Annotated in this window: 31 protein-coding genes and 1 tRNA gene; 27 read left to right on the top strand and 5 right to left on the bottom strand. The window is 42.3% G+C overall.

From position 1 onward, the window contains the following. Window positions 1-365 precede the first annotated feature (365 nt). A complete protein-coding gene (locus NML76_RS02040; RefSeq protein WP_003006860.1) occupies window positions 366-1,130 on the top strand; it encodes a (S)-acetoin forming diacetyl reductase in 765 nt (254 codons plus the stop codon). A gap of 49 nt (window positions 1,131-1,179) precedes the next feature. On the opposite strand, the gene NML76_RS02035 is transcribed toward NML76_RS02040, so the two are convergent. After that, entirely contained in the window at window positions 1,180-1,599 is a 420-nt protein-coding gene (locus tag NML76_RS02035) for an SP_0198 family lipoprotein (protein WP_254732550.1), read from the bottom strand. Between NML76_RS02035 and NML76_RS02030 the strand changes: the two genes are divergently transcribed. After that, the gene (locus NML76_RS02030; protein ID WP_254732549.1) at window positions 1,577-1,765 is read left to right on the top strand and encodes a hypothetical protein; all 189 of its coding nucleotides are present in this window, start codon (window positions 1,577-1,579) and stop codon (window positions 1,763-1,765) included. The genes NML76_RS02035 and NML76_RS02030 overlap by 23 nt on opposite strands. Here the strand turns inward: NML76_RS02030 and NML76_RS02025 are convergent. The 3 genes from NML76_RS02025 to NML76_RS02015 form a co-directional block, all read right to left on the bottom strand. Further along, window positions 1,758-2,000 (bottom strand): type B 50S ribosomal protein L31, encoded by a 243-nt coding sequence (locus NML76_RS02025; RefSeq protein ID WP_021153079.1) that lies wholly within the window; start codon window positions 1,998-2,000, stop codon window positions 1,758-1,760. The genes NML76_RS02030 and NML76_RS02025 overlap by 8 nt on opposite strands. 161 nt (window positions 2,001-2,161) lie before the next feature. Continuing rightward, window positions 2,162-2,746: a DUF5336 domain-containing protein gene (locus NML76_RS02020; protein ID WP_118397966.1), complete on the bottom strand. Its 585-nt coding sequence runs from the start codon at window positions 2,744-2,746 to the stop codon at window positions 2,162-2,164. 95 nt (window positions 2,747-2,841) lie between these two features. Beyond that, window positions 2,842-3,786: a bifunctional oligoribonuclease/PAP phosphatase NrnA gene (locus NML76_RS02015; protein WP_254732548.1), complete on the bottom strand. Its 945-nt coding sequence runs from the start codon at window positions 3,784-3,786 to the stop codon at window positions 2,842-2,844. Window positions 3,787-3,934: 148 nt separating this feature from the next. Here NML76_RS02015 and NML76_RS02010 point away from each other — a divergent pair, with 148 nt between their 5' ends. The 16 genes from NML76_RS02010 (at window position 3,935) to NML76_RS01935 (ending at window position 15,594) form a co-directional block, all read left to right on the top strand. Then, the gene (locus tag NML76_RS02010) at window positions 3,935-4,204 is read left to right on the top strand and encodes a TIGR04197 family type VII secretion effector (RefSeq protein ID WP_031575732.1); all 270 of its coding nucleotides are present in this window, start codon (window positions 3,935-3,937) and stop codon (window positions 4,202-4,204) included. Between the two features lie 17 nt (window positions 4,205-4,221). Next, entirely contained in the window at window positions 4,222-4,581 is a 360-nt protein-coding gene (locus tag NML76_RS02005) for a DUF3958 family protein (protein WP_031575735.1), read from the top strand. Continuing rightward, a complete protein-coding gene (locus tag NML76_RS02000; protein WP_254732547.1) occupies window positions 4,571-6,493 on the top strand; it encodes a DUF3114 domain-containing protein in 1,923 nt (640 codons plus the stop codon). Before NML76_RS02005 ends, NML76_RS02000 begins: the two co-directional genes overlap by 11 nt. Continuing rightward, window positions 6,414-7,061, top strand: a complete 648-nt coding sequence (locus tag NML76_RS01995) for a hypothetical protein (protein ID WP_229289614.1) — start codon at window positions 6,414-6,416, stop codon at window positions 7,059-7,061. Before NML76_RS02000 ends, NML76_RS01995 begins: the two co-directional genes overlap by 80 nt. 97 nt (window positions 7,062-7,158) lie before the next feature. Further along, window positions 7,159-7,848, top strand: coding sequence for a hypothetical protein (locus NML76_RS01990; protein WP_230454166.1), 690 nt, complete (start codon window positions 7,159-7,161; stop codon window positions 7,846-7,848). Window positions 7,849-7,964: 116 nt separating this feature from the next. Beyond that, a complete protein-coding gene (locus tag NML76_RS01985; protein ID WP_003007049.1) occupies window positions 7,965-8,408 on the top strand; it encodes a flavodoxin in 444 nt (147 codons plus the stop codon). A gap of 63 nt (window positions 8,409-8,471) precedes the next feature. After that, window positions 8,472-8,744 carry a chorismate mutase gene (locus tag NML76_RS01980; RefSeq protein ID WP_129824137.1) on the top strand — a complete coding sequence of 91 codons (273 nt, stop codon included), beginning with the start codon at window positions 8,472-8,474 and terminating at the stop codon, window positions 8,742-8,744. A gap of 46 nt (window positions 8,745-8,790) precedes the next feature. Next, complete coding sequence (locus NML76_RS01975) at window positions 8,791-9,954, top strand: chloride channel protein (protein ID WP_155125322.1); 1,164 nt, start codon at window positions 8,791-8,793, stop codon at window positions 9,952-9,954. A gap of 123 nt (window positions 9,955-10,077) precedes the next feature. After that, window positions 10,078-10,425 (top strand): 50S ribosomal protein L19, encoded by a 348-nt coding sequence (gene rplS, locus NML76_RS01970; RefSeq protein WP_003003254.1) that lies wholly within the window; start codon window positions 10,078-10,080, stop codon window positions 10,423-10,425. A gap of 43 nt (window positions 10,426-10,468) precedes the next feature. Next, a tRNA-Arg gene (locus tag NML76_RS01965) sits at window positions 10,469-10,540 on the top strand. Between the two features lie 245 nt (window positions 10,541-10,785). Then, entirely contained in the window at window positions 10,786-11,208 is a 423-nt protein-coding gene (locus NML76_RS01960; protein ID WP_254732546.1) for a hypothetical protein, read from the top strand. 173 nt (window positions 11,209-11,381) lie between these two features. Continuing rightward, the gene (locus NML76_RS01955; RefSeq protein ID WP_254732706.1) at window positions 11,382-12,095 is read left to right on the top strand and encodes a DUF6572 domain-containing protein; all 714 of its coding nucleotides are present in this window, start codon (window positions 11,382-11,384) and stop codon (window positions 12,093-12,095) included. Between the two features lie 344 nt (window positions 12,096-12,439). Next, window positions 12,440-12,727: a hypothetical protein gene (locus NML76_RS01950; RefSeq protein ID WP_254732544.1), complete on the top strand. Its 288-nt coding sequence runs from the start codon at window positions 12,440-12,442 to the stop codon at window positions 12,725-12,727. 272 nt (window positions 12,728-12,999) lie between these two features. Further along, window positions 13,000-13,968 (top strand): DUF6287 domain-containing protein, encoded by a 969-nt coding sequence (locus NML76_RS01945; protein WP_254732543.1) that lies wholly within the window; start codon window positions 13,000-13,002, stop codon window positions 13,966-13,968. Between the two features lie 169 nt (window positions 13,969-14,137). Next, window positions 14,138-14,629, top strand: coding sequence for a hypothetical protein (locus NML76_RS01940; protein WP_251458260.1), 492 nt, complete (start codon window positions 14,138-14,140; stop codon window positions 14,627-14,629). Between the two features lie 152 nt (window positions 14,630-14,781). Next, window positions 14,782-15,594, top strand: a complete 813-nt coding sequence (locus NML76_RS01935) for a PrsW family glutamic-type intramembrane protease (protein ID WP_254732541.1) — start codon at window positions 14,782-14,784, stop codon at window positions 15,592-15,594. A gap of 291 nt (window positions 15,595-15,885) precedes the next feature. Here NML76_RS01935 and mnmE read toward each other — a convergent pair whose 3' ends face one another. Next, window positions 15,886-17,259, bottom strand: a complete 1,374-nt coding sequence (gene mnmE / locus NML76_RS01930; protein WP_125826312.1) for a tRNA uridine-5-carboxymethylaminomethyl(34) synthesis GTPase MnmE — start codon at window positions 17,257-17,259, stop codon at window positions 15,886-15,888. 162 nt (window positions 17,260-17,421) lie between these two features. Between mnmE and rpiA the strand changes: the two genes are divergently transcribed. The 9 genes from rpiA to NML76_RS01885 all read left to right on the top strand — a co-directional run bounded on the left by rpiA (window position 17,422) and on the right by NML76_RS01885 (window position 25,434). Then, window positions 17,422-18,093, top strand: a complete 672-nt coding sequence (gene rpiA / locus NML76_RS01925; protein WP_227038767.1) for a ribose-5-phosphate isomerase RpiA — start codon at window positions 17,422-17,424, stop codon at window positions 18,091-18,093. Window positions 18,094-18,341: 248 nt separating this feature from the next. Further along, window positions 18,342-19,553, top strand: a complete 1,212-nt coding sequence (locus NML76_RS01920) for a phosphopentomutase (protein ID WP_003003757.1) — start codon at window positions 18,342-18,344, stop codon at window positions 19,551-19,553. 1 nt (window position 19,554) lies between these two features. Beyond that, entirely contained in the window at window positions 19,555-20,100 is a 546-nt protein-coding gene (locus NML76_RS01915) for a DUF1697 domain-containing protein (RefSeq protein WP_049491156.1), read from the top strand. A 12-nt stretch (window positions 20,101-20,112) separates the two neighbouring features. Continuing rightward, window positions 20,113-20,922: a purine-nucleoside phosphorylase gene (locus NML76_RS01910; protein ID WP_003007090.1), complete on the top strand. Its 810-nt coding sequence runs from the start codon at window positions 20,113-20,115 to the stop codon at window positions 20,920-20,922. Between the two features lie 4 nt (window positions 20,923-20,926). Continuing rightward, complete coding sequence (locus NML76_RS01905) at window positions 20,927-22,159, top strand: chloride channel protein (protein WP_254732540.1); 1,233 nt, start codon at window positions 20,927-20,929, stop codon at window positions 22,157-22,159. Then, window positions 22,156-22,869: a type 1 glutamine amidotransferase gene (locus NML76_RS01900; protein ID WP_195189815.1), complete on the top strand. Its 714-nt coding sequence runs from the start codon at window positions 22,156-22,158 to the stop codon at window positions 22,867-22,869. The genes NML76_RS01905 and NML76_RS01900 overlap by 4 nt, the downstream gene beginning before the upstream one ends. 355 nt (window positions 22,870-23,224) lie before the next feature. After that, entirely contained in the window at window positions 23,225-23,935 is a 711-nt protein-coding gene (deoD, locus tag NML76_RS01895) for a purine-nucleoside phosphorylase (RefSeq protein ID WP_070586244.1), read from the top strand. Further along, window positions 23,935-24,702: a hypothetical protein gene (locus NML76_RS01890; protein ID WP_195189816.1), complete on the top strand. Its 768-nt coding sequence runs from the start codon at window positions 23,935-23,937 to the stop codon at window positions 24,700-24,702. Before deoD ends, NML76_RS01890 begins: the two co-directional genes overlap by 1 nt. Next, entirely contained in the window at window positions 24,703-25,434 is a 732-nt protein-coding gene (locus NML76_RS01885; protein WP_195189817.1) for an NAD-dependent protein deacylase, read from the top strand. The last annotated feature ends 11 nt before the right edge of the window (window positions 25,435-25,445 follow it).

Here is a 25,445-nt window from a genome sequence, read left to right as displayed (position 1 = left end):
AATCAGCGTAGTAGAGTCCACTCAACCACTGCGTCTTGCTCGACAATCCAAAGACAATTGAGATGCTAGGACTTTTGTCCCAATCTCTTTTTATGTAGCTATTACAGAATAGAATAGTGATCCGTTGTAGGTAAAAGCTATACTCTATCTCATGGTTTAGTTCATTTATCACTAAATAAAAATATCATATAAATAAACTTTTTTTAAAAATAACAGGCCAGAGTTTGACACTTTTTTCACAAAGGAGTATACTATTAGCATAGTTTTGGAAGGAACTGATGATAGACTCACCCAAAACTAGTTGTCAACCCTTGCTGTTCTTCTATGAACGTTTGCTGGTATCGTTGATACCAAGGAGGAATCATATGTCTAAAGTAGCTATTGTCACTGGTGCTGGTCAAGGAATCGGTTTTGCAATCGCAAAACGTTTGGTGCAAGATGGCTTCAAGGTCGGAGTATTGGACTACAATGCTGAAACAGCTGAAAAAGCAGTTGCTGAGTTGTCCGCAGAAAATGCTTTTGCGGTCGTTGCTGATGTATCCAAACAAGCAGAAGTAGCTGCAGCTTTCCAAAAAGTTGTTGACCATTTTGGAGATTTGAATGTTGTCGTGAACAATGCAGGTGTTGCGCCAACTACACCACTTGATACAATTACAGAAGAACAATTTACACGTACATTTGCTATTAATGTTGGTGGTGTGATTTGGGGTGCACAAGCGGCTCAAGCTCAGTTCAAAGCACTAGGTCATGGCGGAAAAATCATCAATGCAACTTCACAAGCAGGTGTTGTAGGTAACCCTAACTTGACTGTCTATGGTGGTACTAAGTTTGCTGTTCGTGGGATTACGCAAACTTTGGCACGTGACTTGGCTGATTCAGGAATCACTGTCAATGCTTATGCACCAGGTATCGTTAAGACTCCAATGATGTTTGACATTGCTCATGAAGTAGGTAAGAACGCGGGCAAAGACGACGAATGGGGTATGCAAACATTCGCTAAAGATATCACTTTGAAACGTCTTTCAGAACCAGAAGATGTAGCAGCAGCGGTCAGCTTCCTTGCTGGACCTGATTCAAACTACATCACAGGACAAACCATTATCGTAGATGGTGGGATGCAGTTCCATTAAGATAATAAATAGAGGTTGGGATCAACATCCTAACCTCTTATTTTTTATGCTATTTCGTTAATACAATGGTATCAGAAGGATCGCGATCGTCATCTTCAATAGTGAGTTGGTTACCTTCTAGTTTGTAATATTTGAGATCATCCCCCACAGTGAGAGTATGATTGTCGGCGTGAATGGTTACAGGCTTGCTTTCTTTCTCGCCATCTCTTTCAACCTCCTCCCATGTGCCCGTCGTACCAGACAGGGTCAGAGTGATCTGATCATTTTCATCAGTCCCTTTGTATGTACCGTCTAGATTTTCAGCTTGGCTAGCCGTTTGAGAATCTTTAGAGATTGAAGCGCTCGAAGAAACCTGTTGTGAACTAGCAGAGTTTGCAGGTGTTTGAGCTGTCTGGTTCGAGCAGGCTGCTAAAAGACCAAGAACTGCCAGTGAGGCAAGAGAAAGTGTGAATTTATTGGACAATGTCATCGGCTTGTCTCCTTTCTTTGATAATCCAAGTATAGCAGAGGATAGAGGAGAAAACAATGAAAATGATTTTTCAGAAAAGGGAGAAAGTGTTCCTTATATGTTCATATTTTTAGATCAAAAAAACCACTCCCGAAAGGGAAGTGGTTCTGTGTTGGTACTTATTTGAGACCGTATTTTTTGTTGAAACGATCCACACGTCCATCTGCTTGAGTGAACTTTTGACGTCCAGTGTAGAATGGGTGTGAGTCTGATGAAATTTCAACACGGATCAATGGATAAGTTTCACCTTCGAATTCAACTGTTTCGCTAGAGTACTTAGTTGAACCGCTGACGAACTTGTAACCAGTAGTAGTGTCCATGAAGACAACAGGGCGATATTCTGGATGGATATCTTTTTTCATTTTGCAATATTTCCTTTCTGCCATGGTCTCTTTCCGAGCCATAGATTGTTACTTAGCTAGTGTACCAAATTTCCAGGATCTTGACAAGTATTTTCACTAATTTTATTTAAAATAATGGTCAAAAAAATCACCCTGGCTAAGCCAAGGTGATTCTGATATTATTATTGTTCAGATTGGTTTGGATCTTTTGGTGCTTCAACCGGTTGATCAGCTTGTCCCTCAGTATGTTCGTGAGTTTCTTTTTTGATTTCATCTACAGCAGTTTTTACAGTAGAAGTTGTCACACGTCCAACAGATTGGGCAAATCCTTTACCTGATTCAGCAAGTTCTTCGAAGGTTCCTTTAGTGATTTTACCACCTGACATTGCCAAGAGACCAGTCACAACAATAGCGATTGATGCGATCAAAGCAAGGATCAACCCAAAGCCAATTGAAACGCCATAACCATTGAAGTCAGCAGCGTACTTGTTTACACTGAATACATCAATCAATGTTACAACAGTTGAAAGAGCCCCAGATACGATAACACCAATTGCAAAACCTTTTGGTAGTGAAGATTTTACATCATTCAAGCATGCAAGGACAATCGCAACGACTGCGAAGATAATAACGAACCATCCATCTCCGCGAAGACCATTCCAGCTGTATGAACCAAAAGCACCAGCATTCAGGCTTGCCCATGGCAAGAAAGAGCTAAGAATCGCTACCGCAGCAGAGATAATGATAAACAAACGATTTTTTTCCATAATAAGTCTCCTTAAAAATTTATTAGCTTTATTTTACCATAAGAAAGATCAAATGAAAACCCCATGACCATGATAAAAAGGCTGAGAAACCGTTCTCAGCCTTCGTTTGTGCGTGCCACTTCTTGTAGCTCTTGGTAGATTTGGTCATTTTCTTCGAGGGAGTAGGAGTTAGCTCCACTAGCTAGTGGATGGCCACCACCATTATGACGTTTGGCAATTTCGTTGATCACTTTTCGTTTGCTACGCATCCGGACACGGAAGTGACCGTCGGCCTGCTCGACAAAGATAGCCCAAACAGATACGGTATCGATGCGTCCAGGAGCTCCGACAATTGCAGCAGTCTCGGAATCTCGTAGATCGAATTTTTTCAAGAGCTCTTGTGTCAAGGTAACACGCGCAGCACCATATTCATCGATCTCTAGATGATCATAGACATAGCCTTGAAGCTTAGCTGTCTTAAGGTTGATCGTATCCATCTGCCGAGCAAGTGCTGTAAAATCAAAGGGAATGCTGCGAAGGGTTGCAGCAATCTCAAAGGTCCGAGTCGAAGTAGCAGGATAAAGGAAGCGACCTGTATCGCCGACAATCCCAGCATAGAGAAGACGCGCAGCACTTACAGGAAGTTCAAGATCCAATTCCTTAGCAAAAAGTGCGATTAACTCACTGGTAGAGCTAGACTCAGTATCGACCCAGAGCAGATCCCCATAAGCATCGTCGTTTGGGTGGTGGTCAATCTTAATCAGGAAATCACCATTCGTATAGCGCTTATCATCGATGCGGGGAGTATTGGCCGTATCACAGACAATCACTAAAGCCCCCTCATAATCCTCATCCTTGACCTCATCCATCTCAGCAAGCCAAGTCAAGGTCGGTTCATCATAGCCAGTTGCCAAGACCCGCTTTTGAGGGAAGTGCGCACGCAGGAGATCCCGCAAGCCCACTTGGCTACCAATCGCATCCGGATCCGGATTTTGATGACGGTGGATAATAATCGTGTCATAAGCTTGAATTTTTTCAAGAATGTCATTCATTACGTTCATACATTACCTCATTTTCTCTGTCAATTTTAACATAAAAAAGGCCCATACAGCAAGCATTTATCACTATGTAGGGGCAGTGGAAGCGGTTTTACAGAACTTCATTATTTTGGTAGAATGGATGAATAGATTGAGTATGGGAGGGACTAGGATGATTGAAATTAAAAGTAATGCTGAGACAGCACAAGAGTTAGCGGCTTCTTTAAAAGATAGTGGGGATACACTTTCGGGAGTTGCAGCAGCTACAAAAGATGAGAAAACGATTCTTGCTGGAAATGATGCAGCTCATCAAGCCATTGATACTGCTAAAACCAAAGCAGAAGAAATTGAAGCAGCGATTGAGTCAATTGGGACCAATCTTCAAAGTGTTTCAACTGGATTTACAGAAGTGGATGAAGCGACTGCTGCGAGCATGCAATAGGTTGAAAGAGTAGGAAGATGGATTACGATCAACGACTGTCAGAATTAAGAAAAAAAGAAGACCAACTTTTCCAGAAAGAAAGAGCTATTATAAAAGAAACAAGAAAGTTGGAAGAGGATTTTAACCGCTTTGAAGCGTATAGCTATGATGCAAACCGTTTTTTATGGAATGCATTTGAATCTTATCCTTCCTCTAGAAATTTTTTTGACCACCTTCAGGAGGAAGCCCTTCATGAATCGCGAAAAATTTCAACTAGTTATTTGGAAGAAATAGATGAATTAGCTATCCAAAAAAGAACAATCGAAGATGATTTAAATGATATTTATCACGAACGAAAAAAACTAAACTTTGAAAAGGAGAGTGAAGATGGGAATTGAAGTTTATCGCGGTAGTTTGGATAGCCAAGCAAGTAGCACAGGTACTATGATTGAGCAACAATTGAAAGCCTATGAATCACTAGAAACATCATTAACTCAAATAGAAAATTCTGCCTCGCGCTTGTCTGGCCAAGCTTACGACTCTTTTAGAAGCTTTGTGACAAGTGTTGTCCAGCCATTGAAGGAGGCTGGGGTTGCTTTAGCAGAAGCTACACAAGAAAGTGTGAAGAAGCTTCCAGCATCCTATCGCTCGGAGGTGGCTGACGAGGACTTACAGGAAGAAAAGTTGGTTTCTGATATTGAACAGTGTGATCGGATGATTGCTATCTTTCATGCAGAGATCAATGAAATTGCTGCTAGTAAATCGACTAGTGCTGGAGATTTTCAACGGTTGCAGAGATTACAGAGGATTCAAGGATTAAACGTATTAGAAAGTATTTTTAAAGCTACTAAAAATAAACTACAAGAAAAATTAAATAAACTCAGAGCGTTTAATGCATCATCGCCAAGTATCTTCTGGGAAATTGATGTCTTAGCCCAAGCTATTCAAATAGCTGTCAATCAAATTAACGTAGCGTGGAATCCAAATACTGGAATGTATTCTATTCCAAAGGATTTATCCTGGTCTGATCTCGTAAATGAAACGATTAAGAATAAAGAGTTTGAAAATGAATATTTGCCAAAGAAACCAAAGGATGTAACAGCGTTCGAATATAACCAATTTCTTACGGGATTACGTGAACAATCAGTGAACCTTAAAGAAATAGATGGCTGGGATAAGGATGCCATCAAAGGTTATGTTAAAGGCGTTTCAAAAAGAACTGCTGATGCCAAGACAGGCAGTGAGTTAAATGCAAGGAGAGATGCTTTGTATGCAGAAACCAAGGAGATTGGATCAGATATCTATACAGAAATGTATGCTAGTAGTAAACTAGATTCAAAAGCAAAAGTAGAACTGGTTCTTAAGCAATTGGGTGCAGAAACGGACAAAAAGCAGTTTATGCATTTGACAAGCAAAACGCATAAGATTTCAGAGAATCTACCACCACATGGTGATTTCAACATGTATTTCAGACGTGATGTTGTAAAAGCATTCGGTGATAAACATCTTAATTACAAAAAAGATTTACTTAGGCAGCAAGTTCATTTCTTCCGCTACTATCTGGATCGTCAAGCAATTTACTATATTCGCAATCATTACGAAGGTGCAAATGATTACGAGAAACTGTTAGCATATGGTAAAGAAAATAATATTGAATTTGATTACACAACCGGCTCTAACTACCATAACCGCTTTAATCCAAAAGATGGCTTCAAACGTCCCTATAATATGAAAGTTCAAGTCCCTCAGGGCAATTCAGCTAAAGGAAAAGATTTGAACAATGCCCGGATGGTGGAATTTATTGTGAATTTGGATACCGGCGAGTTTGACAGTCAATGGGATGCCTATGATAATCACAAGCTAGCAAATGGTCGCTATGATTCTAATCCAAATAATTATTTTAAAGATGAATTAAGGGAAATTGCCAATACGGAATCCTTCAACTATGGTCCTTCAAAAGGTCAAAATTCAGATGTTACTAAGTTTTACGAAGGTAAACATGGAATGCTTGATGTAGGTGGTACCCCTGAGCCAGCTACTCGAACTGAAGCAAAAAGACTATTTCGCTATGAAAATGATTTGGGTAAAACAGATGAAAAAACTGCTCATGTAGGTCAATTTGCGGATATTGTAAAAGGAGGAGGACATGAAGACTATGAAGCATGGCAACGTAATACAAAAGGAATGTCAGAAAAAGAAAAAATGGAAGAGTATAATAAATATAAAAGTTATGCTAGTGGCATTAAGCCTAGCGATCGCGGGTATAATAAGTATACTCGTAGCCCTGAGTACATCAAAGAGCATAAGTGATACTCATTCAATATTAATAAATAAACGTTATATTGAGACTCAAAGTATTTCAGATAATGATAAAAAATTATCAATCAGTGCAGGTTTTGATTTAAAAGAAAAAGATTTTTTTTATTACCATGGAGCTGCAATAAAAAATAATAAATTGTATGGTGGTAGTCAGGAATATAGTGCTGCGGAGTATTATAAAAGAGCTTTGGATATTGAGCTCACTTCAGCACTTTTAAATCACCAAATTAATATTAAAGATATAAAAGATTCCAACTATCAAATCACTCGTTCAACTGATTCATTCATCAATAAAAAATTATTAGAAGAAAAACAACCGCCTGAATTTGAAGGTAGATATTCTATCAAGGATAGTCAGTTTTCCAAAGTCCGTATCACCTACAACAAAGAATTTCTACCAACAAAAATTGAGTGGTACTATAAGGGTGAAGAAGGACTAAAATGGTACACTTGGCGCACCTATTCGTATCCCTTCAAAAATAAGTCTGATTTTGATAAAAAGCTGGATGAAGAAATCGAAAATATTAAAGAAATTCAAGAGGAAAATGAGGGAGATTAACCTAGTTTTGAGATAAAGCTGAGCTTACATATGTCTCAGCTTTTTGAATAGTTTAACACTTCACTTTGGATGTATATTTTGCTAGAATGAAATGGATATGATAAAAGAAGTTAAACAATTAATTAAAAGAAAACGATGGTTAGAATTTCCAAAAAAAATTGTGGTAGTGTTGCTCGTAATACTTATTGCAGTATTCCTAAGTAGTTGCAGTTACAATCAACCGGCATTGAATGTTTTAAAGAAAAAGCAATTTGTTATGATTAAAATGGGAGATTCTACCGATGAGCATTTTGAGGTTGGGGTGGACCTTGAGAAAAAAGAATATTACTATAATGATGAAACGGCAGTGAAAGACGATACAGTTTATGGTGGTTATAAAGCGGACTGGGATCGTAAACAGTATTACAAATCTGCAGTAAATGAAGAACTATCGTCAGTTCTGTTAAGTAAGAAAATTACTACTGATGAAATTAAGAAATCTAACTATCAGATTACAAGTTCACCGAAAAGATTTGTGGATGATAAATTAATGAAAGAGGAATATCCGCCTGAATTTGAAGGTAGATATTCTATCAAGGATAGCCAATTCTCCAAAGTCCGTATCACCTACAACAAAGAATTCTTACCTACTAGAATCGAGTGGTACTATAAGGGTGAAGAAGGTCTAAAATGGTACCCTTGGCGCACCTATTCGTATCCCTTCAAAAATAAGTCTGATTTTGATAAGAAGTTGGATGAAGAAATTAAAACTATTAAAGCAATTCAAGAAGAGAACAAGGGCGATTAAGTAGAATCAGTCCAAATTCTTGAAACAAGCCCCTTCTTTCACCTTATCGGGAAAGGTTTCGTGCAAAATGCTTGAAAAAGTGGTATAATACGGGAAATAGCTTTTGGGAGGAAATTATGACTGTAGCGAAGATTGTTTTTGCTAGTATGACTGGAAATACTGAAGAAATTGCTGATATCGTAGCGGACAAATTCCGTGATCTTGGTGTCGAAGTAGATGTGGATGAGTGTACAACTGTGGATGCGGAGGACTTCCTTGATGCGGATATCGCAGTGGTAGCGACTTATACTTACGGTGATGGAGAGCTTCCAGATGAGATCCAAGATTTCTACGAAGATTTGGCTGGCCTTGATCTCAAAGGCAAACTTTACGGTGTGGTAGGATCAGGTGATACCTTCTACGATGAATTCTGTAAAGCAGTTGATGATTTCGACCGTTGCTTCGCTGCGACTGGTGCTGAAAAAGGTTCTGAGTGTGTCAAAGTTGATTTGTCTGCAGAAGACGAAGACATTGAAAAATTAGAAGCCTTTGCAGAAGAACTCGTAGCAAAAGCAAATTAATGACAAAGAGGCTGGATCGATGGATTAAAGCCTCGATTTATATCCAAAATAAAGAGGAGACACATGGATTTAGATCAGATTCGTAAGGACATTGACCAAATCGATCAAGAGCTTGTAGCCTTGCTGGAAAGACGGATGGTCTGTGTCGGTCAGATTGTAGAATATAAGGAGCAGCAGGGGATACCTGTGCTCGATCAAGGAAGGGAAAGAGAGGTACTTGAGAAAGTTGGCTCTCTCGTGACGGATGAGCAGTATCGGGCGACCATTCAAGCTCAGTTTCAAGATATGATGAAGCGCTCGAGAGACTTCCAAGAGGAGGTGAGGGCGCGTGACTAGTCTATCTATCAAGCAAAAAGCACAACAGTATGTGGTCCTAACAGGGATGGCGCTTTTCATTGGACTCTTGGTTGGTGCTATTGATATGATTTTTGGTCAAGGTCTTCTCCTGATAGGAGATTTTCGAAGCCAGCATTGGCCCTTGATTCTTTTTCTGGCCATAGCGGGGCTTGTCATCGTTTATCTTTATAAACGTTTTGGTGGCAAGGCTTCAAAAGGAATGGGCCTCATCTTTGATGTCGGACACGCTCGTGAGGAGAAAATCCCCTTGGTCTTGGTGCCTTTGATCATGCTGACGACCTGGATGAGCCATCTCTTTGGTGGTTCGGTCGGTCGGGAAGGTGTAGCAGTCCAGATCGGAGCGACCCTTTCGCATCGTTTTGCCCGTCATATCAAGATTCCAGATGCTTCGCGTATCTTTCTCATGACCGGGATGGCAGCTGGTTTTGCGGGGCTCTTTCAGACGCCGCTCGCAGCAACCTTCTTTGCCCTTGAAGTCTTGACAGTTGGGGAGTTGCAGTTGATGGCTCTCTATCCAGCGCTCATCGCCTCAATCGTGGCTAGCTTCACCTCTCATGCCCTTGGCTTGGAGAAATTTGCTGTACCACTAAGAGAAACGCTGAGCTGGACACCAGAGACCTTGATCAAAGTCGCTCTACTTGGCCTGGCTTTTGGACTCGCTGGGAAACTCTTTGCAGTTAGCCTTTCCTGGTTGAAGAAAACAGTCGCTCAAGTCTTGCCTAATCCTTATATCCGGATTGCCCTTATAGGGGCTGGACTCAGTTTGGTCCTCTTAACCCTCCAGCTGACCAAGGTCGGTACTTATAGTGGACTTGGAACCAATCTGATTGATGTGGCTTTTCATCAGGGTAGAGCGCAGAGTTATGACTGGATCTTGAAGCTCCTCTTTACCGTGGTGACCATCTCTGCTGGATACCAAGGAGGAGAAGTGACCCCGCTCTTTGCGATCGGAGCTACACTTGGCGTCTTCCTTGCTCCAATGCTGGGCTTACCAGTCTTAGTCGTGGCCGCTATCGGATATGCCAGTGTCTTTGGCAGTGCGACGACGACCTTGCTCGCACCGATCTTGATCGGAGGAGAAGTCTTTGGCTATGCCAATCTTCCTTTCTTTGTCATTGCTTGCGCCATCGCCTATTGCCTGCCAAAAGAGTGGAGTATTTATTCCGGTCAAAAAGTTGCGAAAAAGTAGAGAAAAGAGCTTTACAAACCTGAAGATATCTGATATGATAGTTTCTGTGCGTAATGGAAGCACAAAAATACAGTTTATCCGCTGAGGGAGGTCCCTCAAGATTGACGAAGATAGGAGAATAAAATGAATCCATTAATCCAAAGCTTGACTGAAGGTCAACTTCGTACTGATATCCCTGCATTCCGTCCTGGTGACACTGTTCGTGTACACGCGAAAGTTGTCGAAGGATCTCGTGAACGTATCCAGATCTTTGAAGGCGTTGTTATCGCTCGTAAAGGTCAAGGACACACTGAAATGTACACTGTTCGTAAAATCTCTAACGGTGTCGGTGTTGAACGTACATTCCCAGTACACACTCCACGTGTAGAAAAGATTGAAGTTGTACGTTACGGTAAAGTACGTCGTGCGAAATTGTACTACCTTCGTGCATTGCAAGGTAAAGCAGCTCGTATTAAAGAAATCCGTCGTTAAGACGAACAAGGAGGCGGGAGTGATCTCGCTTCTTTTTTTATCGGTCCCCTTAGTTCAATGGATATAACAACTCCCTCCTAAGGAGTAGTTGCTGGTTCGATTCCGGCAGGGGACATAAATAGAAAGAAAACACTGAAGCTTCAGTGTTTTTTTGTTGGATAATGTTAGAGTGCATCTTGGGAAAGTGCTTGTGTGGTATAATAGGGGAAAGTATAAAGTACTAATTTGATTGGGATTTCTCTCCTTATAATGAGATCGGATTAATGGGTAAAAGATGGCATCGCCTATTGAGGAAGAAAAAAAGAAGCCTGATTTTATGATATTCTGGTTGAGAGAATAACTTGCACTAGGAGAGTACAAATGAAACCAACAAAACTAGAATGGGAAGATGTTACCAAGTTTGAAGAGGTAAAAGGATACGGTCAGCATATATGGAGAGATGAGGACAAGTATTATTTGGTTTTAGAAGAAGGAACCGTAGTTTCTTGGTTAGTTGTCTATGAATTACCAAATGAGCTGTTTGCTTTATTAGATAGTGGGGAAAGAACGCTAAGCGAAGTATCTTGGAAGATTAGACACGATTCTTGGCCACCGTCAGAAGAAGAAAAGAACGAAATTAGAAAAGATAGAGCTAGAAAAAAGCCAATTGTGCTGATTTCTAACCGCAAAAATCAGTTGCTTTTTAGTAACAAAGAACTTGAAATACTTATTCCCAAAGCGGAACAACAATGGATAGAATCAATGAGTAAACTTCCAGATGATTATGTATCACCATTGAAATAGAAAAAAGAAATAGTATGACAACAGAAATTCAACAATACAAAAATTGTACGGTATTAAAAAACAAGAATGATTATCAGATCCTGTGGAGTAGAGGGAAAGAAGTGCTTAACTTTCCCATTAGCCAAAAATTAGCAGAACGTGTTTCGAAATCAGAAAAAGATGCTTTAGAAGTAATGTTTTATTGTGAACATCATCGTTGGCCAAAGGCAGATGAGTTAGATGATTATAATCATTCCAATACGATTGTACATAGAGGCGATGGATTTGTTGTATATGAAACAGATGGTTATTACGAAATTAGCTTCTTTAAAGAAGTTGGAGGAGCTATGGGCCCAGAAGTATGCTCCCCCATTACTAAGGAGCTAATGGATAAAGCATTTCAATCTTCTAGGGACGCATATGAGGTGATGATTTATGCCGAAACAGGGCACTGGCCCTTAAGTAAGCAAGATGATATTGATAGAAACTATATACGTAATCATCCTGAAACTATGCTGCCAAATATAGAAGATCAACCTGAGTTGTTTGATGTTGAAGAGTTTAAATCTCTTGTAAAAAAAGCTATTGTTTCAGAACTAGAACCTAGCGAACTTGACGCTATTGGTATAGTTGATAATCATTTAGAGCTTCTTCTGGTGGATTCAGTCGGCTGGCAGAAAGAGATAGAAGCAGTCCATCTGGAAATTCTGCAGGAAAAAATTAACAATTACATTCACTTCCTCGAAAGCAAGCAATATGAGGAGAGATATGGCGATAAGTTTGATAAGAAAATCATCCATATCACCTTCCAATATTCTCCATCGGATAACGGCTTAGCCTTCCTCGTAGCGGTTCAGAAGGTATTGCAACCGACGGATATGAGCTTGAAGGTAGAATTGCCGGAGTAAAGAACAACTAAGAAGAATAAAATTAATCAATTTATGAGGGATTAAAAGTATTAAAGCGAAGGTCAGTCAAAAAACAAGATAGCTAAGAAGTAGACAAAATTTTCTAAAAGCCCATTAGAATAGGCTTTCTAAGCATATTTTATATTTCGGCAGGGGACAGAGATAGAAAAGAAAACACTGACAGTTGAACTGCACCCCAAAAGTTAGATTTTTTCTGTCTAACTTTTGGGGAGTAGTTCACTTATGACAGAGTGTTGACGTTTTAGAGCCGTGTTGTTTCGAATGGTCCCAAAACTATTTTTTGTATGATATAACATAATATTTTAAAAATGAAAGGGCTTTCTATGGAAAATGATGTGTTTTTTGATTATTTTTTAAAATCACTTAGGTTTCATTTGGGTGATAGGTGTAAGGATATTGGATTTATAGAGTTTTTAAAAGATGAAAATAATTGTTTTATTACTATAGAGGATTATGTTTTGGAATCATTTGTAATATTGTCAAATATTTTGAGTACGGATAGGATTGTGTTTTCTTGTGGAATTATTTATAGTAAGGGGGTAGTTACTGGAGTAGAAGTATGTATAAATGTATTAGAGTTAGAAAGATTAAATAATTTGTACAAGATATAGTTTTGAAGCATATTAAAAGAATAAGGGAAACTGTCTATGTAGGATGTGTGGAGTTGATAGTATCAATGTTTCCTAGTTTTAGAGCTGTGTTCTTTCGAATGATCCCAAAACAAGAAAAACAAAAAATGATGGTCTAGGAGCTCGATATATTGAGCTTCTTTTTCTTTAGAAATTCAAATAATAATTTTACAGACTTTTATGCCCCCTCCTCTTTTTCTTTGACTCTCCTTTCTTATTTTTCTAAAATAGTAGGTGTGTGAAGGGAGATTGATATGAAAAAAGGTTTGGTAATTGTGCTTTCTGCTTTGGTCTTGGCTTCGTGTGGTCGTCCTCAGAGGACGGTGTCGCCTAAGAATTCGGAGACCAAGCAGACAAGAACTGAAGAAAAGAAACAATCTGGCATGGACTTGAAAGCCATCAAGTCTAAGGACTACTCGAGTATCAAAGGAACTTGGATCGATGGTCGTGGCAATGAGCTGGTCTTTGATGACAAGGGCTTGGTCAGCGAAGATGTTGAGCTTGATGCATCGAGCTTTAAGCAGAAGGACCAGATTGCTGAGATGACGGTTAGTGCCAAGTCGGGTGTTGGCGGCTACGGTCTCTTGCTCCTTCCAAAAGGTCAGAAAGCGGGCAAAGACGATGCTTCGGATAAGTCCAAGGATCGGATCTGGGCTGGTCAGTCACCTGCTTATGGTGATGATGATAATTTCTACTATCGCAAGAAAGAGCAACCGAAAGATCGGGAACAAGTAGATACAGACGATAGCAGTAGTACGTCTAAGACGAGTAAGGCCAAGAAGTGGAATACTCGCCCGGATAGCGAGGTTAAATCTTCGAAGAAGGCGGATAAGAATGATTATCCAGGCTACACCGATGCTCAGGTCGAAGCTGCGCGTGTCTGGGCTTATGTGATCAAGTCTGTACCGACAGAATTGAGTATTAATGAAAAGAGTGCTGGTACAAAAATTTACTTTGGTGGGCTAGGAGTTGACTATCCTAAAGATGTTCGTCAGTTGTTTACACCAATTTCTGCAGAAGGTCATGTGACTTATGCATCCAACGGTGATGGGACAGTGACGATCTATCCTGTACCGAGCCATTGGCAACAGTCTGCAGATGAACTCAATAGTGAGGAGTTTATGACGCAATTTACCCAAGGGATCTTGGATCATGCTGAAACGGTGACATTGCCTGATGGGGATCCAGATATGATCCGCCAGATTCTTGCAGTACTGAAGTAAGAGAGATTATGGTAGAATAATATTAGATATAAATTTTTTAAACTATTAAAGATCTAATGACCTAATAGGTTATAAGATTAAAGGTTTGGAATATCTTTTACAGGAAGCTTATGCAATTTTGGTCAATTACAGGTCGTTTTCTACTTGTAAAAACAAAAGGAGAAAATCTATGAAAAAAACTATGTTTGCAACAATGACCATCCTCTCGCTATTTCTGTCTTCGTGCGCGCAAAAAGAAGTGAAGAATGAAGACAAAAAAGAGCAGTCTACTGAACAGAATGTAAAAGATTCTACAAAGGAAAGTAAAGAATCAGTGGTCAAAGGGATGAATCAAGCCCCTACCTCATTGGTTGGAAATGAAAAACCTAATGTAGTATTTGCTTATATGCTTCAAAATCAAATCAATGGCGAAATTGAGATGGCGAAAGTGTATTATAATGAAGAGTATGTGATCCTTGTCTTCTCTGTATCAGAAAATATGCTATCTTTAGCAAATATAAATCCAAAAGATTATTGTAAGACGCTTTTTGATCTAAAAGAAGAGATAGTAAAGCAATACAATGCAACTCAAAACACACCAAGCAGTATAAAACTTAAAATATATGATAAAGATGAGAAGCTCTTGGCAACGGAGGAAAATGGAGCGCTGGTGATTAAGTAACTAAATTTAGTCAACCATTTGTCGCCATCAACGTTTACATTTTTCTCACTAATCCACATTTATTGTTTTTTTAAGCTGATCCTGTTACAATGATACTACACGGAAAAGACTGGGCTTCCAGCCTTTTTCATTTCACTTTAGAAAGGTCTTTTATGAAACGCAAATCGATTTTGTTTCTCTATTTACTCTTGCTAGCGATCGGCCTAGCCTATGAGACCCAGTCGCTGACAGAAGGCTGGATGTCTGGTAGCCAGTACGGGATTGTGGGACTTTCAACCTTGATCCTCTTGGTTTATGCGCTTCCTGCTGTTTGGGCTCTCTTTCATTTCGCTAAGAAGTGGAAGTTGTCTTGGGTACCGGTTCTCTTTTCTCTATTAGGTGGGGGCTTTGTTGCCGGTTGGTTGTCTAGCTTTGCCAATACTTATTTCCATGACATGATTCAAGCGATCGCTCCTAATAGCGACTTTTGGAACCAGTACGAGAGTGCCATCGCTGCGCCACTCTTTGAGGAACCCTTTAAGTTGATCCCTATCTTCTTTGTCCTCTATTTGTTCAGTGTCCGTCGCATCAAGTCGATCTTCCTCTTGGCGATTGCCTCTGGTCTTGGTTTCCAGATCGTGGAGGATTTTGCCTATATCCGTCAGGATCTACCGGAAGGTTTCTCTTACACGGTGTCAGGGATTCTTGGTCGTGTGGCCAATGCGCCCATGTCTCACTGGGTCTACACAGGTCTTGTTATGCTAGGGCTCTTCCTGATTGTCCAAGCAAGCAGAGGACGCAAGGATCTAGGTCTAGCAGGCTGGGGATACTTAGTAGCTGGGTTTGGACTCCATTTTGTTGGCAATTCACCCTTCTCACAAATCGTGACCGAGTTGCCGATTGCGATTCCAGTCTTGAATGCAACTGGGCTCTTCCTAATCTACCAAGCTTATCAAACCATCGAGCGATTAGAACAAGGAAAATAAAAACAAATAATGCGTATGTGTGGAAACATACGCATTTTTGTTATTTTGGACACATTGTTTTTCTACTTTTGTATAAACTGGGTGATACGATAGATGTAAACTAAATTCTATTTTGAAAGAAATATTTGAGACTTTCTGCCGTGAGAAAAGTGCTTGAAACATTATTGTTTCAAGCACTCGGGAGTTTTGAAACGTTAGATTCAAAACTAAGTCATGGAACTTCTTTGAAGTTCGCTGACGTCCGTACTCACCTAAGGAAAGTCTCTAAGAGTATATGATCTTAAAATAGATTTATTTACCAAGACAGAACTGGCTGAAGAGTTGGGTAATGAGCTCATCTGGAGCAGCATCCCCTGTGATTTCTCCGAGGATTTCCCAGGTGCGGGTGAGGTCGACTTGAAGCAGGTCTACTGGCATACCGAGGGCCAAGCCTTCGTTGACCGCTTGCAGGCTTTCAACAGCTTTCTCGATGAGAGAGATGTGACGAGCATTAGAAAGATACGTCGCATCTTGCTCAACCAGCCCAGCATTTTCGAAGAAGAGAGCGTTAATCCGGTCTTCGATTTGATCGATGTTTTGGTTTTTCAGAACGGAAATCTTGATGTAATCTTCGGGCAGTTGGTCGATTTCGATCTTCTCTGGGAGGTCGACCTTATTGAGGAGAATGATGCGGTTGCTATCTTGAGAGATTTCAAGGAGTTGGCGATCTTGATCAGTCAAGGGCTCGCTAGCATTGAGGACGAGGAGGACTAGATCAGCTTCCTTGAGGGCTTTTTTCGAACGTTCTACACCAATTTGCTCAACGATGTCTTCTGTCTCACGGATCCCGGCCGTATCGACTAGTTTGAGAGGAACGCCGTTGATGTTGACGTATTCCTCGATAACGTCACGGGTGGTTCCTTCGATATCGGTCACGATGGCTTTTTCTTCGCGAAGAAGATTATTGAGGAGGCTGGACTTGCCGACGTTTGGTCGACCGATGATAGCAGTAGAAATCCCTTCACGCAAGATCTTACCGCGACGGGCAGTCTTGAGGAGGTTGGTCAAGAGGGCTTCAAATTCACTGGTCTTTTCGCGGATGATCTCAGTGGTTGCTTCTTCGACATCATCGTACTCAGGATAGTCGATATTGACTTCGACCTGGGCCAGGGTATTGAGGATCTCTTGGCGCGTGTTGTTGATGAGGTCAGAAAGAGAGCCGTCCAACTGTTTAACGGCGATGTTCATAGCCTTGTCGGTCTTGGCGCGAATGATGTCCATGACGGCTTCTGCCTGGGTTAAATCAACCCGACCGTTCAGGAAGGCCCGCTTGGTAAATTCACCAGGTTCAGCCAAACGAGCTCCTTCACGGATGACCAGCTGCAGGATTTCATTGGTCACAGCAATCCCGCCGTGGGTATTGATCTCGATGATGTCTTCACGGGTGAAGGTCTTCGGCGAGCGCATGGCTCCAACCATGACTTCGTCGAGAATCTCGTTCTTATCTGGATCCACGATATGACCGTAGTTGAGGGTGTGACTTGCGACCTTGCTTAAATCTTTACCTTTGAAGATCTTTTGCGCAATGGCAAAGCTGTCTGTCCCGCTCAAGCGGACGATCCCGATCGCCCCCTCACCGAGAGGAGTCGAGATGGCAGCGATGGTATCAAATTCTTTAGTAATCATGTCATTTCTCTTTTCCTGTAGATTCATCTCTATTCTATCGTAAAGTCAGCAGACGGGCAAGGTTTTGCTTTTAGAACTAAAACTTGGAAAGGGTTTCAATTAATTAGTGAAATCTCTTACAGAATATGCTATACTGTAATAGAATATAAAAGGAGGTCTATGATGGTAAACCTAAAAGAACAGGTAGGAATTAAAGCGGCTGAGTTTGTCAAAGACGGCATGATTGTCGGTCTCGGTACAGGGTCAACTGCTTATTATTTTGTGGCTGAATTGGGTCGTCGCATCAAAGAAGAAGGCTTGCAGATCACAGCTGTCACGACGTCAAGTGTGACCTATGATCAGGCTGAAAGTTTAGGCATCCCGCTCAAGGCTATCGACGATGTTGAAGTGGTCGATGTGACAGTGGATGGCGCAGATGAAGTGGATCCTCAATTGAACGGGATCAAAGGTGGCGGTGGTGCTCTCCTCATGGAAAAAATCGTCGCAACCAATTCAAAAGATTGCATTTGGATAGTGGATGAATCCAAACAAGTTGCAACTCTTGGGGCTTTCAAACTTCCAGTGGAAGTAGTGCAATACGGGGCTGAAAATCTTTTCCGTCACTTTGAGCAAAAGGGTTACCATCCTGCTTTCCGTCTCGCGGCTGATCAACGTTTTGTAACCGACCAAGGCAACTTCATCATTGACTTGGATCTCAAAGTGATCAAGGATGCAGAAGCTCTAGCCAATGAACTGGATCACACCGTAGGCATCGTAGAGCACGGTTTGTTCTTGAACATGATTTCAAAAGTGATTGTAGGGACACCAGATGGCCCTGTCATCATAGAAAAATAGAGAGTGGGACAGAAATCGGTAATTCGTTAGAATTTGATTTCGTCGTCCCACCTCCGCACAGTTGAGTAGGGCTGTAAAAGCTGATGAAATCAGCGTAGTAGAGCCCACTCAACCACTGCGTCTTGCTCGACAATCCAAAAATAATTGAGAGGCTAGGACTTTTGTTCCAGCCTCGGATCAAACAACGGCTCTCTTCTTATAGGGATATGGTATAATATAGCTAGTTTAATAAAGGAAAGAGGCAGTATATGTCAAAATTTAAACGCATGCACTTAGTTGTGCTGGATTCAGTTGGGATCGGTGCTGCACCAGATGCCAATAACTTTGTCAATGCAGGAGTTCCAGATGGAGCATCTGATACTTTGGGTCACATCTCTAAAACTGTCGGTTTGAATGTACCAAACATGGCAAAAATTGGTCTTGGAAATATTCCTCGTGAAGTACCATTGAAGACGGTGCCAGCTGAAAGCAACCCAACAGGCTATGCGACAAAATTGCAAGAAGTTTCTCTTGGGAAAGACACCATGACTGGTCACTGGGAAATCATGGGGCTCAACATTACAGAACCTTTTGATACCTTCTGGAATGGTTTCCCTGAAGAAATTTTGACTAAAATTGAAGAATTCTCAGGACGTAAGGTCATCCGTGAAGCCAACAAACCTTATTCTGGTACAGCGGTCATCGATGACTTTGGACCACGTCAAATGGAAACTGGTGAGTTGATCATTTATACATCAGCAGACCCTGTGCTTCAAATCGCGGCTCACGAAGACATCATTCCTTTGGATGAACTCTACCGTATCTGTGAATACGCTCGTTCCATCACTTTGGAACGTCCAGCTCTTCTAGGCCGTATCATTGCTCGTCCTTATGTTGGGGAACCAGGTAACTTCACACGGACAGCCAACCGTCGTGACTTGGCTGTTTCACCATTTGCGCCAACTGTTTTGGACAAGTTGAACGAAGCAGGTATCGATACTTATGCAGTTGGTAAGATCAACGATATCTTCAACGGAGCTGGTATCAACCACGATATGGGCCACAACAAATCAAACAGCCATGGTATGGATACCTTGATTAAGACCATGGGACTTCCTGAGTTCCAAGAAGGGTTCTCATTTACCAACTTGGTAGACTTTGATGCTCTTTACGGTCACCGTCGCAATGCTCACGGCTACCGCGATTGCTTGCACGAATTTGATGAACGCTTGCCAGAAATCATTGCAGCTATGCGTGAAGATGACCTCTTGATGATCACTGCAGACCACGGGAATGACCCAACCTACGCTGGTACAGACCATACTCGTGAATACATCCCATTCTTGGCTTATAGCCCATCCTTCAAGGGCAATGGTGTGATTCCAGTTGGACATTTCTCTGATATTTCTGCAACGATTGCAGAGAACTTTGGTGTTGAAAAAGCCATGATCGGTGAAAGCTTCTTAGACAAATTGAACTAAGATGACACGCTTCGCTCTCCTCGTAAGAGGGATCAATGTTGGCGGGAAAAACAAGGTCGTGATGGCAGAACTTCGAGAGGAGCTTCAAACGATCGGGCTGGATGGGGTAGAGACCTACATCAATAGTGGCAATATCTTCTTTGAATCAGCAGGTTCTAAAGAAGAATTGGTAGATTTGCTGGGACATTTCTTTCGTGATCACTATCCCTTTATCCAGTCTTTTTCTCTCTTTTCAGCTGAGGACTATGCGCGAGATCTCGCTGCTCTACCAGCCTGGTGGCAGGAGAATCTGGCCCGCAAGGATGTTCTCTTTTACACAGAAGGCCTCAATCAGGATGCTGTCTGGGAGTTGGTCTCCTCTTTTTCGCTCGGTGATGAAATCATCCATCGTGGAAGACTTGGGATCTACTGGGGCAAATACTCAGAAGAGACCTATACAAAGACCGCTTACCACAAACAAGTCCTCAAGATGCCGGATTACCGTCTGTTGACCATTCGCAATGCCAATACATTTGACAAAATTGGCCAATTTTTAAGGAAATCATAAAGGAGATATGCAATGACATTATTAGCAAAAATCAATGAAACAGCTGCTTTTTTGAAAGGCAAAGGAATGGAAGCACCTGAGTTTGGCTTGATCCTTGGATCAGGTCTTGGAGAACTGGCTGAAGAAATCGAAAATCCAGTCGTAGTAGACTACTCTGAAATTCCAAACTGGGGTCGTTCAACGGTTGTCGGCCATGCGGGTAAATTGGTTTATGGTGATCTTGCTGGACGCAAGGTTTTGGCCCTTCAAGGACGTTTCCACTTCTACGAAGGAAACCCACTAGAAGTAGTGACTTTCCCAGTTCGTGTCATGAAAGTTTTGGGATGTGAAGGGGTTCTTGTTACCAACGCTGCCGGTGGTATCGGCTTTGGTCCTGGTACTTTGATGGCCATCACAGACCACATCAATATGACTGGTCAAAACCCATTGATCGGTGAAAACTTGGATGACTTTGGTCCACGTTTCCCAGATATGTCAAAAGCCTACACTCCAGAATATCGTGAGACTGCTCATAAAGTAGCAGACAAATTGGGTATCAAATTGGATGATGGGGTTTATATCGGTGTGACTGGTCCAACTTATGAAACTCCAGCTGAAATCCGTGCGTTTAAGACACTTGGCGCAGATGCTGTCGGAATGTCAACCGTTCCGGAAGTCATCATTGCAGCACACTCTGGTTTGAAGGTTCTTGGTATTTCATGTATTACCAACTTTGCGGCTGGTTTCCAAGAAGAGCTCAACCACGAAGAAGTGGTAGAAGTGACAGAGCGCGTCAAAGGCGACTTCAAAGGATTGCTGAAAGCGATTCTTGCTGAACTCTAATCCAATGAAAGTACGACTCCAAAGTCTGCCCTACGGACTGAGGTTGCTTCTAGCCACCTTATCATTAGGGATTGGGACGGGCCTGGTCGGAATTGCCTGTCATTATCTACTAGAAGGGGTGCAAGAGCTGGCTTTTGGCAAAGCTAGTTCGGATTTGCTCCAGCAATTTCAAGAAGCTGGAGGTCTCCGTAGATTTCTGGTTTTGTGTGTGACTGGGTGCTTGGTAGCTGGCTTCTGGTATGTCCTGCAAAAGCGTTATCAGATCCTGTCTATTCGCCAGCAAATTGACTTAGCTGGAGACAGGGAACCAGCGCCCTTAGCCCACCTCCTTCATGCAGGGATGCAGGTGGCAATTGTCGGAGCAGGCGCATCGATCGGAAAAGAAGGAGCCCCACGTGAGGTCGGGGCTCTTCTAGCTGGTCGCTTGGCGAAGGGATTCTCACTAGCCCTCAAAGAGCGAAAAGTCTTGATCGCCTGCGGTGCTGGAGCTGGTTTGGCTGCGGTCTATCAGGTTCCCTTTGCCAGTAGCTTGTTTGTCTTTGAGACCTTAGGGCTCGCCTACAGTTGGCAAAACCTTCTACTGGTTTTGACCAGTACTTATCTGGCCACCTGGGTCGCTCAGCCCATCGTTGGTCAGGAGGCTGTTTATCACCTGTCCGCAGTTTCATGGTCGGCTAGCAGCTTCTTACAGGGTATTGTGATTGCTTTCTTGGTCACTCCCTTGGCTCTGGTCTTTGCTTTCCTCGCCAAGCGGGCTAGTCACAAACGGCGGAAGGATGGGACGATTCTTTGGGCTCTTCCTCTAGCCTTTCTAGTGCTGGGGAGCCTAGTAGCCTTTTTCCCTATCTTTATGGGAAATGGCCAGGTACTGGCGCAAGCCCTCTTGTCTAGCCAGTCGATTCCTTATCTTCCACTGACCCTTGCAGTGAAGGGGCTTCTGGTTTACCTCCTCTTGCGCAATGGTGCCTATGGAGGGACATTGACACCATCATTTGCCTTAGGAATTGGATCTGGCTATCTAGTGACCTTGCTTTTGACAGTCCTTGGGATTCATCTGGATCCAGCTATAGGGATGTTACTAGGAGCGACAGTCTTTTTAGGGACGACCCTAGAAGCTCCTCTGACAGCCATTGCCCTGAGCCTTGGATTTACAGGCCAAGCTTGGAGTTTGACAATCCCGCTTGTACTTGCAGCTGGTCTGTCTTATGTGATTCGAAAGAAATGGGAGAAGAAATGATGAAGGTACATTTTGTACTGCATGAAACCTTTGAAGTGCCGGGCGCTTATCTAAAATGGGCGCAGGAGCGTGGCCATCAAGTGACCACGACCAAAGTCTATGAGAATGAAGCCTTACCAGAGACAGTGGATGAGATTGACTTCTTAATTGTGATGGGAGGACCTCAATCGCCAGATGAAGATCGAGAAGCTTTTCCATACTTCGATCCTCAGGCAGAGATCGAACTGATTCAAAAGGCCATGAAGGCAGATCGTTATATTGTTGGGGTCTGTCTGGGTGCCCAGCTCCTGTCTGTTGCCTATGGTGCGAAGTATGAGCACAGTCCGGAACGCGAGATTGGGGTTTATCCTGTGACCTTGACGTCTGAAGGACTCACAGATCCGCATGTCGGTGAGTTTGGAGAAACGTTTGAAACCGGCCACTGGCATGGTGATATGCCAGGATTGACAGAAGATGCTGTTGTTCTTGCGACCAGTCAAGGGTGTCCACGTCAGATTATTCGCTTCAGTCCGAAACACTATGCCTTCCAAGCCCACTTGGAATTTGATCCAGAAGCAGTCGATCTCTTGATTGCTGCGGACGGTGAAGCTGTTTTGGAAGAACAAAGTCAAAACCTGACCTTTGTTCAAAAACCTGAAGCCATTCGTGCTTACAATTATCGAGAAATGAATGCCAAACTCTTTGCGTTTTTGGATTCATTAACAAAATAAATATAAAAATGAAAGGAAGAGCATGTGTTCTAATTTGAACACGAGTGGAAAGCTCTCCTAAATACTCAATAAAAAAAGAAAGGATGGGTTTACCGTATTCGCTGAACTGAATACGGGCGGAGAACTGTGTAAAAAAGATAAACTGTCTAGCATCTGCGATGCGTCGTCAGTTTCCTATTTTTACTTTGCCTCTTTAATGCCTATTCTAAAAAATAAAAAAGAAAGGTAGAGCATGTGTTCTAATTTGAACACGAGCGGAAAGCTCGGAAAATAGATAATCTGACTGAGAAATCAGGATTTCTCGTCAGATTCCTAATTTTCAGTCGCTTTCTGGTCGCTCTTTGTATCATAAACTATGTCTATCCATATTGCTGCTAAGCAAGGTGAAATTGCTGATAAAATTCTTCTTCCTGGGGATCCTCTTCGTGCGAAATTTATTGCTGAGAATTTCCTTGAAGACGCTGTTTGCTTCAACGAAGTCCGTAACATGTTTGGTTACACGGGTACTTATAAAGGTCACCGTGTATCTGTCATGGGGACTGGAATGGGGATGCCATCCATCTCTATTTATGCGCGTGAGTTGATTGTCGACTACGGCGTGAAGAAATTGATCCGTGTGGGAACGGCTGGTTCTTTGAATGAGGATGTGCATGTTCGTGAATTGGTCTTGGCACAAGCTGCTGCAACCAACTCAAACATCATCCGCAACGACTGGCCTCAATACGATTTCCCACAAATCGCTAGCTTTGATCTTTTAGACAAAGCTTACCATATTGCCAAAGACCTTGGCATGACGACTCACGTCGGTAATGTTTTGTCATCAGATGTCTTCTATTCAAACTACGGTGAAAAGAACATCGAGCTTGGTAAATGGGGTGTGAAAGCTGTGGAAATGGAAGCAGCAGCCCTTTACTATCTTGCGGCTCAACACCATGTTGATGCCCTTGCTATCATGACCATTTCTGATAGTTTGGTCAATCCAGATGAGGACACAACTGCTGAAGAACGTCAAACTACTTTCACAGACATGATGAAAGTCGGTCTTGAGACCTTGATTGCAGACTAATGGCAAAATTCCTTCATGATGAATGGCTCTACGATCTCCAAAATTATCACTACAGCCGGGCTCTGCGCTCTATCAAACAGCAAGAAGAAATACCGGATTTGTTGGTAAGTTTACTGCAGTTAATGGCGGAGCGTCGAGAGCTTAATATCCAACCTGTCATGAATCAAAAGTTGAGAACCGAGTTGCTAGAGGCGACTGGTTTTCAGCTTTTTTGGCATGAAGATCCAGAAGATGAGCAGTTGGCCAATTACCTCTATGACTTAGAGGCGAAGTTGCGAAATGAGCAGATTATTGACTTTGTTCGTGCCGTTAGCCCAGCCATCTATCGGATCTTTATGCGATTGATTCAGTTGAAAATTCCTGATATTACCAACTATATCCATAACTCCAAAGAATCCAGTTATGACCGTTGGAAGTTTGAGAGCCTGCATGCGTCCGACAACCATATCCTGCAGCAATTCCACAGCGAAAGTGTGGTCAATTCGTCCAGTTTGACGGACTTGATTGTGCAGTTGGATTTTCCAGATAGCGTCAAAGTTGAAGCCCAACAATTGCGGGAGTTAGAAAAATCAGTTCGCAACCCACTGGCCCACTTGATCAAGCCCTTTGATGAGGAAGAGCTCCATCGGACGACGGGTTTCTCTTCTCAGGATTTTATGAAGAATTTGATTGACCTTGCAAGCTACACAGGCATTCATTATGATCAAGTTAACTTTTATTTTGATCAGGCCAATGTTGTGATGGAAGAGCTACTAAAGGAGAAGTAGATGGATAAGATTGCTCAACTACAGGAGATGATTGATCAGAGTCAACGGATCGTGTTTTTCGGAGGGGCAGGAGTTTCCACGGAGTCAAATATTCCAGATTTTCGAAGTTCAGACGGTGTCTATAGTGTTCAGGTAGGGCGGCATTTGACAGCTGAGCAATTGGTCTCCCATACCATGTTTGCGCGCTATCCAGAGGACTTTTTCGACTTTTACAAGAAGTACTTGCTCTACCCAGATGCCAAGCCCAATGCTGCTCATCGGTATCTGGCTCGGCTTGAAGAGACCGGTAAACTCAAGGCGGTGGTGACACAAAATATTGATAGTCTCCATGAAATGGCTGGTTCTAAAAAAGTTTTGAAGCTCCATGGCAGTGCCGACCGCAATTACTGTACGGGTTGCCAGCGATTTTATGATTTAGATGCCTTTCTAGCTTTAGAAGGCCCGGTTCCACACTGTCTGGACTGTGGCGAGGTGGTCAAGCCTGATGTGACCCTCTACGAGGAACCTCTCGATATGGAGGTCTTTAGTCAAGCAGCCCAAGCCATCAAAGAGGCTGATCTCCTGATTATCGGTGGTACCTCTCTCGTGGTCTACCCAGCAGCTAGCTTGATCCAGTATTTCCAAGGGAAGAAGCTGGTTGTCATCAATAAAACTAGTATCCCACAGGACAAGCAAGCAGACCTAGTTATCGAAGGAAAAATTGGGGAAGTCTTTTCACAATTAAGACAATAAAAGAACACCTG

This window comes from Streptococcus sp. CF8_Ac1-9 (assembly GCF_024295565.1).
Taxonomy (GTDB): domain Bacteria; phylum Bacillota; class Bacilli; order Lactobacillales; family Streptococcaceae; genus Streptococcus; species Streptococcus parasanguinis_X.
Note: the sequence above shows the minus strand (reverse complement) of the source record. Positions and strands in the feature narration are given on the sequence as shown.